Raw genomic sequence first — 8,609 nt, forward strand, 5'->3', positions numbered from 1 at the left:
TCATTTCCATTATAATAAAAAAGCTAAATATATTTATTATTCAGTTTACTGAATAATTAGGTTGATGGCTATGGGGCAAAGCCCAAACCTCTATATGGGTATATCTTAATTCTAAGTTTTGAGTTGTTATTTACATAGTGGTTTAATATAGTTCAAGAAGGATAATGGGCAAAGCCCAAACCTCTTATATGTTTATATCCTTTTTGTGAAAGACGTAGGCGGATATTGAATAACATATTGCTGAAAACACAATCAAGAATATGCAGCCGAATAGCGGTGTTATATAGGTTACGCCTGTCGATTGAATTATAGAACTATCTAAAATAGACGATATTGAGCCATAAGTTGAGAAGAAAAATGGTGTCGCTTTTGCTAAGTATGAGATTGAAGATAATATGTTTACAACTATAGTAGCAAGTATGCTTAAAGTCATTGATAATGTGCTGCTTCTTAAAATTGTAGAAAATAGTATAAATAATGAGCAGCAAGCCAATATATACAAAAGCTGAAATAAAAACATTTGAATAATAAATTTCCAGGTTGCAATGATATATGAGCTTCCCAATACAGGAATAAGTCCTGTGCTATCTTGAGAAAGTTTAATTGCCGATGACGTATATTTTGTACCAACTAAAACAGGATACATAGGGTTATCAAATCCGTAGATTATTCCCATAATCAAGTAGCTTACAAGTTCTATCACGGTAATTATTATTATTGAAGAAGCGAGTATTGCTACAAATTTTGAAATGAGTATCTTGCTTCGAGACGCAGGTCTTGTCAAAAGCATTTTCATGGTAGGAGGAGTGTATTCTCCAGATACAATATCAGCTGAAAGTATAGCGATTATGATTGGTATAAATAACGAACCCAATAGTTTGAACAAAGAATCAAGAAAATTAAAAGCTGAGAAACTTCCATTTGCTTGAGGTTTTATATTGTGGTCTATAAAATACTGATAAAAGATGATTTGCTTGTTATAGGTTTCCTTTGCATTATCAGAGGATATATCTGTTGCAGAATTTTTTTGATCTTTTAAACTGTCAATTTGATTTTTTAAACTAGCTTTCCAATTCTTGCTGCTAGTACTCGCCTTGCTTGTTTTTAGCTGGTCGATTTGACTATCTATTCCAGATATAGATTGCTCTAGTTGTTCTTTTTTAGTGCTATCAGAAGTTGAATCTTTTTCGTTTTGAAGCTGAGTTTTTGATTTATTAAGTATGCTTATTTGAGCATCAGGAGTGCTATATTTTTGAACTTTTGAATATGCAAAAGAAAAAAGACCGCAAATTAGTGCAAAGATTATTATAGTAATAACAAATTTTTTTCTATAGTGTAGTTTTATAAATTCATTTTTTATTAACTTATGCATTACTTATTCACTCCCTTTACAAGTTCCATATATCTATCTTCAAGCTGCTGATGTTTTTTGTATATTTCTTCTATACGTATATTTTTCTTTGCTAAATCAATTACTATATCTGGAATTGAACCAGCTTTTGCCTTTACAACAAAACTTGAAGGAGACTCAGTTTCACTTTGCAATTTAAAATCTGATATATAGGAAATATTTTTTAAACTTTCGCTGCATTTATCCTTTTCTGTTGTCTTAATTATAAATTCTTCAAAATTTTCCGTTTTAGAGTCATTAATTGTTGATTTATTTAGACTTTCAATGGATTCAATAACACCACTTTTTATGAATGCTACCGTATCACAAAGTTGTTCTATTTCAGATAGTATATGAGAAGAAACAAAGATACCTGTATTTGTCTCTTTAGCAGTTCTTTTTAGTATGTTTCTAAATTCAATTATTCCAGATGGATCAAGGCCATTTGTTGGTTCATCAAGGATTAAGAGTTTCGGTTTACTTAAAAGAGAAGAAGCTAAACCGAGACGCTGCTTCATACCAAGTGAATATTTCTTTACTTTATCATCTAGCCGACCTTTTAAACCGACTAAGTTGCCTATATTTTCAATATCATCTTTAGTTATATTATCGTAAAAACTTGCCACTTGCTCTAAGTTTTGTCTTCCTGTAAGATAAAGATATAACTCAGGATTTTCAACTACAGCACCAACAGAGGAAAGTGCCTTTTCTCTTTCAGCTTGCACATCATAATTATTTATCTTTATAGTTCCTTTGTTAGGGTACAATAAGCCAACAATCATTTTTATAGTGGTAGTTTTTCCAGCTCCATTTGGACCTAGAAATCCAAAAATTTCGCCCTCTTTTACTGAAAAACTTATACCTTTTATTATTTGGCTGCTACCTAATTTTTTATGGATGTCAGTTACTTCAAGGACATTAGCCATGAGGGTACCTCCTTTATTAATAAAGAATATTGTGGTAAATAAAATTTATATACATTAAATAGTATATATAAAGCTTATGAATGTCAATCTAATCGCTTTTGGGGAATAATAAAAATTAAAATATATAAATGGGGCAGGAATAACGTATAATAGTATATGCGGTAATAATAACATATATATAAATTTCAATATTTTAACAAAAAATTAATAAATAAAAAATGTACATGTGTTGAAAAGGCAATAAAAAATAATTATAATTAACTCACCTAACAAAAAGTAAAAGATTAGAGATAAACCATTTGAAATATACAAATTATAAGTACAAATGTATCCTGTTAAATGAGAATTTGTAAGGATAAACTTGGAACTTGCAATTTTTAGGTCCTAGGTTGTTTATCTATAGGAGCATGTGAAAAATATAGGTATTCTTTTTTACGGGCCGCTCATAAGGCTTTATGTGTGGTATAGTAAAACCTATAGAATACCTTTTTTCACATTGTCCTATGTTAACTATATAAATTATAATGAGGGATGTGGTAATTATGACAAATAAAAACAACAAGTATGTGCCTGAAGTAAAAGGAATTTTAAGAAGTCATATGATTGAAGTTCCACCGGTTATCAGAAATGCAACTGGAATTAGAATTTTTGGCAAAAGACTTAAATCATTTTTGTTTTCTACAGATGTTGCCGTCATAAGAAATAATAATGCTGATGCAGTAATAGCTGTATATCCATTTACCCCACAACCTGTTATAACAGCAGCACTTGTTCTTGCAGCAGATGTACCTGTATTTTGTGGAGTTGGTGGTGGTCTCACGTCAGGAAAAAGGGTTGTTAATCTTGCATTAGATGCTGAATTTAAAGGGGCAATGGGAGTTGTTGTAAATAGTCCTATTCCTAATGAAGTTTTAAAAGCCGTTAGAGAAACTATAGATATTCCTATAATTGTTACTGTGGTTTCTGAATATGAGGATATAAAGGCTAGAATAGATTCTGGCGCAACAATACTTAATGTGTCAGGTGCGAAGAAGACAGCCTATATAGTGAAAAAAATACGAGATCAGTTCCCGGAAATCCCCATAATAGCTACTGGTGGACCAAGCGAAAAAACTATTGCAGAGACGATAGAAGCAGGAGCAAATGCAATAACTTACACTCCAGAATCAAATGGAGAAATTTTTAGTGAAAAAATGAAGGGTTATCGCGAAAAATATGAGATAAGGTAATAATTTAGAAATAGACGAAGGTGAAATATTTGATTATAGTAGAAGGTTCTAATTGTAAGCATTGTCCAGAATTTAAGGATAAAAACTGTGATGGAAAAGTAGGCGACTGTATGTGTAGAAAGTGTCCAAGAAACCTTGGTCAATGTCTTACAACTAGATATTGTAGGGAAACAGAATCCGTTATTATGTAAGGGAGGAATTTTAGTATGAACGAAACTTTAGAAGAGAAAATAAAAGAACTTAAAAGCTATATAAATAAAATTGACTATATGTATTCTGCTTTAGCAGTATTTTCGTGGGATGATATGGTGAATGCTCCACGTAAAGCAGTTGAGTATAGAAGTAGTGTAAGTGGGCATTTAGCTGGGGAGGTATACAAGCTAAAAACATCGGAAGAAGTTAAAAAGTTTATTGATTTCTTTGATGGGGTTAAAGATGAGCTTGATGAAGTTATGCTTTCCACAATTGATAATTTAAAAAAAGATTATTATAGAACTAAAAAAATACCTGATAATGAATATCAAGAATATACTAAGGAATGTTCTATTTCTCTTGCAGCATGGCAAGAAGCAAAAAACAAAAGTGATTTTAACATATTTAAGCCTCACCTTAAAAAGATATTAGATTTCAACAAGAAGTTTGTCAATTACTGGGGCTATGAAGGAAACAAGTATAATGCATTATTGGATGACTATGAGCCAGGAATTACAACAGAAAGGTTAGACAAACTTTTTGAAGAAATGAAAAATGGAATAATGGATGTGCTTAATAAAATAAAGAAATCTGGGTATACTCCTAGAATTGATTTCTTTGGTAAAAGTTTTCCTAAGAAGGATCAGGAAAAATTCTCAAAGCTAGTTCTCAAAAAAATGGAATATGATTATGAAGAGGCAGGAAGAATAGATGAATATATGCATCCATTCACAACTAATTTTGGAAATAAGGATGTAAGAATAACTACTTTTTACTATGAAAATGATTTTAGAAGTGCTCTTTTTAGTTGTATTCATGAGGGCGGTCATGCAATATATGAACAGGATATACCTGATGAACTTCAAGGAACCCTTCTTAACCGTGGAGCATCAATGGGAATTCATGAATCTCAATCTAGATTCTATGAAAATATAATAGGTAGAAGTAAAGCCTTCTGGAGATATTTCTATCCTGAAGCAGTAAAAATGTTTAAACAGTTTGATGGAGTATCATTTGAGGAGTTTTATGATGGAATTAACTATGTTGAGCCTTCACTTATAAGGACTGAAGCAGATGAATTAACATACAGCTTACATATCATAATAAGATATGAAATAGAGAAGATGCTTATTAATGATGAAATAACTGTTGATGAACTTCCAAAGGTATGGAATGAGAAATATAAGGAGTATCTTGGAGTAGAACCATCAAATGATGCAGAAGGTGTTTTACAAGATATGCATTGGGCAGATGGAAGTTTTGGATATTTCCCAAGTTATGCACTTGGAAACCTTTATGGTGCTCAATTCCTGAATAAAATGAAGAAGGATATTCCAGATTTAGATGCGGAAATAGAAAAGGGAAATTTGAATGTTATACACAACTGGCTTAAGGATAATATTCATAAATATGGAGCTATATATAAGCCAGCGGAACTTATAAAAAAAGTTACTGGAGAAGAACTTACTTCAAAATATTTTATTGAATACTTAGACAGAAAGTTTGGCAAAATATACTAAATTATAAATTTGAAGTTTATCCTGACAAATTGGAATTTGTGAAGTAACAATGCTTCGTCGCGTTAAAAAAATCCTATAAATCTAAGTGGTTATTTAAAAAAAGTGGTTGCTTTGGGTTCTAGAAGGATAATGGGCAAAGCCCAAACCCCACGTATGTTTATACTCGCTATTGCTCAGACAGATTGAAATATCTAAGTATTTTACAATTTTTGAACCAAGATTTATTAGAATTTTTTTAAATCGTTCCTTCAGCATTGTTACTTCGCTCCCACGGTAGTGCAAGGAAAAAATTCCTCCGTACCTACGGAATTTTAGGCATGAATCTTTGTAATACGTTATTTAAGCAATTTATAATCATTTTCATTGTTAAATCTTGCTAACAGTTGTATTTTTCGTAGAGAATCGGATTATAGAATGTACATAATATTTCGTTTAAGAAGGATAATGGGCAAAGCCCAAACCTCGTATATGTGTATATTCCTTGCTTTTTCGATCTAAGTGAGATGATGTTGACTTGGGATGGTTTAAATAAAGCTTTATAAATCTTAGATTTTTAGGATTTATCGTCTTAGATTTATTAGCTTTATTTAATATTCCAAATCAATATCACCTCGCTAAATTCTAGTTTATCGGGATGAATTTAATATTAGCAATTTTGGCTTTTTAGGCTGTCTATCTATACTAATAGTCATTATGATTATGAAAAATAAAAAATAATTGAAAACAGGTATTGAGAAAATAAAAGTTATATGATATAATGTAAACGTAATCAGAAATACTGATTATAAATTTAGTACTTAAAAGGTTAAGGGTTTTTAAGGTTAAACTTTGAGAGTTGAAGTATTTATAAATTATTCTTTCATTTGTGGGTGGTGAATGAATAATATAGGTTCAATCAAGTGTGGTCGTGAAGGCTAAATTACCGGTAATAAGGTGGGGGTCTTGTTAGTGGTAATAAGTTCAATTACTTTAGCTGCGTCTGCGGTAAACGTTTTCTAGGGAATAGGTGCAGCTATCAAACTTATTGTTTTATTTATTTTTAAACTTAGGGTTTTTAATCAAGGGAATAGTCAAATATAATAAAAACTGCTGATAAGGCAGTTTTTATAGTTTTTTGATGTGTTTAAAATAGCAAGAATTACTGAACAAAGTGAAAATAAGTATATTTCTATAAAAAATTAACCTTAACGATATATTTAGAATCATTATTTAGAATGGATTTAATGATATTTTCCATTGATTTTTGTGAATTAGTAAGCGCTTTGTTAGAATATTCATTTTCATTCATCTTTTCACGCATAGCTTTTTTTACATTTTCTATCATGATTTCATGTTCTTCAGGTGTTAGTTTAACATCTCCAAATCTTAGCAACCCCTTTTCGGGTGTTTCATAAACAGTTTTACTCTCATCGATAGTAACTAATTCTACTTTTGGTTTTAAAATTTTTACAGTTAGTATATTGTTGTTAGAATCTATAGAAACATTAGAAGATTTTAATAAGGATAAATCAACTACGTAGACTCCTTTTCCAGTGAAAGAGATGTTTTGCATTTTTTTAAAAATTCCTATATTTCCCCAACTATTATCTATAGTAACTTTTTCATTTATTTCAACTTCTGTTGTTATGAGCTTCTGCTTTTGCTGAATTTTCTTTATAACGGTATCTTTTGTGATAAATTTTTTCGATGCATCATTTGCATCAGCTACTATCCATGGTTTTGCATGGCCCTTAAAAATTTTTACTATTTTATATGAGAAAAAAGACAACAAAACGATAAGCAATACAACTGTTAACATTGTTCTCTTTCGTATATTAAACTTCATGAATGTTATTACCTCACTTCTTTCAAAATTTATAGGTTCTTGTTTAAATAACTTGGACTATATTAAATATATTTTATCATATTATGAGACTATGTGATATAATTTAAAATGTATCTTTATTATGAACGAAACAGGGGTTAATATATGTTGAAAGGCAAAAATATAATCATTGAAAAAGCAAGCGGAATAAAAGGAGAATACATAATATCAGATAAATTTGGAATTACGATAGGAAGAATATTTATAATTGATATAAATAATATCAGCAAGTTTTGTTGTATACGTATAAAAATATATAAGCAAGGAGAAAATGTTTTTAAAAGCATTAAAGAGATTTTAAAAACTTTTTTGGATTTCTTATTTAATAGTAAAGACTTTAATAAAGTCAGTGTCGTAGTAGATGAAGAAATAGCAACTAAGCCATTTACTGATATAGGATTTGAACTTGAGGGGATAGTAGATAAAAGCATAGTAGAAAAAAATATATATAAGAATGAACTGATATTTGGAATAGACTATAAAGTTTATAATGATAATCAAAGAATAAATATTTTAAGGCTTTCTGGTAAAGATATAAATGTAAAAATTTTAACTCCTGATGATGCAAGTTCTATGTTTGAGTATTATGTAAGGAATAGACAACATTTAAAACCATTTGAACCAAGTAGGGAAGAAAGCTTTTATACATTTGAAATGCAAAAGCAAATACTTATGGAAAATTATAAGCAATTTTTAAATGGCGAAGGAATAAACTTTGGAATCTATATGGAAAATGATCTTGTTGGTAAAGTTCAAATCTCAAATATTACATATGGTGTTTTTAAAAATGCAATTGTAGGATATTCTATGGATGAAAATTATCAAGGAAAAGGATGGATGAAACAGGCACTTTCTTTAGTTTTAAATTATGCATTTGACGAAATGGAATTACATAGAATAGAAGCATCAACTTTAGTAGATAATATAAAATCTCAAAGTGTTTTGATTGGATGTGGCTTTGAGAAGTTAGGATTAAATAAGAAGTATCTGTATATAAATGGCGAATGGAGAGATCACATAACTTTTTATAAAATAAATACTCAGTCTTCTTAAATTTGAAAATAATGCCGAATTTAATTATAAGTGATATGTGGCAAGTTTAGAATGGTTTTCTTTTGCTTACTCGCATACTTACTTACTATGAAAGTTAAATTAAGTTGAATTAAATAGAAATAACCTATGCCTGGAGTATCATTATGAAAAAAAGAGAGAAAAACAAAGAAAAATGTTATTTTATAATGATGGTTTGAGTAGATCATGATTTTCTACACAAATTAATATTATAAACATGTTATTATATTAAACGTCGTCGCGAGATGACGGTGATTAATGAGTTCTGAAAAAACATTTTAAAAAGTGTTGACAGAGTAAATTAAACATGATATTATATATAAGCTGTCTCGTGCAGTATATTGAACTTTGAAAATTAAACAGAGAAGAATTAAGTAAACCAGCAATTCTTTTGAATAGAAGAAATTCTATTTAATA

General features: G+C 29.7%; 7 protein-coding genes. 4 read left to right on the plus strand and 3 right to left on the minus strand.

Annotated features, from left to right (window positions below; translation table 11 throughout):
• Window positions 1-184: 184 nt before the first annotated feature.
• On the minus strand, window positions 185-1,372 hold the full coding sequence (locus LQK79_RS20325) for an ABC transporter permease subunit (RefSeq protein ID WP_231017703.1): 1,188 nt from the start codon (window positions 1,370-1,372) through the stop codon (window positions 185-187).
• On the minus strand, window positions 1,372-2,316 hold the full coding sequence (locus LQK79_RS20330; protein WP_053243512.1) for an ABC transporter ATP-binding protein: 945 nt from the start codon (window positions 2,314-2,316) through the stop codon (window positions 1,372-1,374). The genes LQK79_RS20325 and LQK79_RS20330 overlap by 1 nt, the downstream gene beginning before the upstream one ends.
• A gap of 542 nt (window positions 2,317-2,858) precedes the next feature.
• Here LQK79_RS20330 and LQK79_RS20335 point away from each other — a divergent pair.
• The 3 genes from LQK79_RS20335 to LQK79_RS20345 are packed head-to-tail and all read left to right on the plus strand — an operon-like array spanning window position 2,859 to window position 5,257.
• Window positions 2,859-3,545, plus strand: a complete 687-nt coding sequence (locus LQK79_RS20335; RefSeq protein ID WP_053243511.1) for a beta/alpha barrel domain-containing protein — start codon at window positions 2,859-2,861, stop codon at window positions 3,543-3,545.
• 29 nt (window positions 3,546-3,574) lie between these two features.
• Window positions 3,575-3,736, plus strand: a complete 162-nt coding sequence (locus LQK79_RS20340; protein ID WP_157055839.1) for a hypothetical protein — start codon at window positions 3,575-3,577, stop codon at window positions 3,734-3,736.
• A 15-nt stretch (window positions 3,737-3,751) separates the two neighbouring features.
• Window positions 3,752-5,257 (plus strand): carboxypeptidase M32, encoded by a 1,506-nt coding sequence (locus LQK79_RS20345; protein WP_231017705.1) that lies wholly within the window; start codon window positions 3,752-3,754, stop codon window positions 5,255-5,257.
• A 1,168-nt stretch (window positions 5,258-6,425) separates the two neighbouring features.
• On the opposite strand, the gene LQK79_RS20350 is transcribed toward LQK79_RS20345, so the two are convergent.
• Window positions 6,426-7,055, minus strand: a complete 630-nt coding sequence (locus LQK79_RS20350; RefSeq protein ID WP_231017707.1) for a DUF4230 domain-containing protein — start codon at window positions 7,053-7,055, stop codon at window positions 6,426-6,428.
• A 171-nt stretch (window positions 7,056-7,226) separates the two neighbouring features.
• Here LQK79_RS20350 and LQK79_RS20355 point away from each other — a divergent pair, with 171 nt between their 5' ends.
• On the plus strand, window positions 7,227-8,174 hold the full coding sequence (locus LQK79_RS20355; RefSeq protein ID WP_231017709.1) for a GNAT family N-acetyltransferase: 948 nt from the start codon (window positions 7,227-7,229) through the stop codon (window positions 8,172-8,174).
• Window positions 8,175-8,609 lie beyond the last annotated feature (435 nt).

Origin of the sequence: Clostridium guangxiense (assembly GCF_021043395.1) — a bacterium.
GTDB lineage: Bacteria > Bacillota > Clostridia > Clostridiales > Clostridiaceae > Clostridium_S > Clostridium_S guangxiense.

What these genes read in the sequence shown, in the direction of transcription:
- LQK79_RS20325 (WP_231017703.1), bottom strand. Translation starts at nt 1,372, where the DNA reads ATGCATAAGTTAATAAAAAATGAATTTATAAAACTACACTATAGAAAA.
- LQK79_RS20330 (WP_053243512.1), bottom strand. Translation starts at nt 2,316, where the DNA reads ATGGCTAATGTCCTTGAAGTAACTGACATCCATAAAAAATTAGGTAGC.
- LQK79_RS20335 (WP_053243511.1), top strand. Translation starts at nt 2,859, where the DNA reads ATGACAAATAAAAACAACAAGTATGTGCCTGAAGTAAAAGGAATTTTA.
- LQK79_RS20345 (WP_231017705.1), top strand. Translation starts at nt 3,752, where the DNA reads ATGAACGAAACTTTAGAAGAGAAAATAAAAGAACTTAAAAGCTATATA.
- LQK79_RS20350 (WP_231017707.1), bottom strand. Translation starts at nt 7,055, where the DNA reads ATGTTAACAGTTGTATTGCTTATCGTTTTGTTGTCTTTTTTCTCATAT.
- LQK79_RS20355 (WP_231017709.1), top strand. Translation starts at nt 7,227, where the DNA reads ATGTTGAAAGGCAAAAATATAATCATTGAAAAAGCAAGCGGAATAAAA.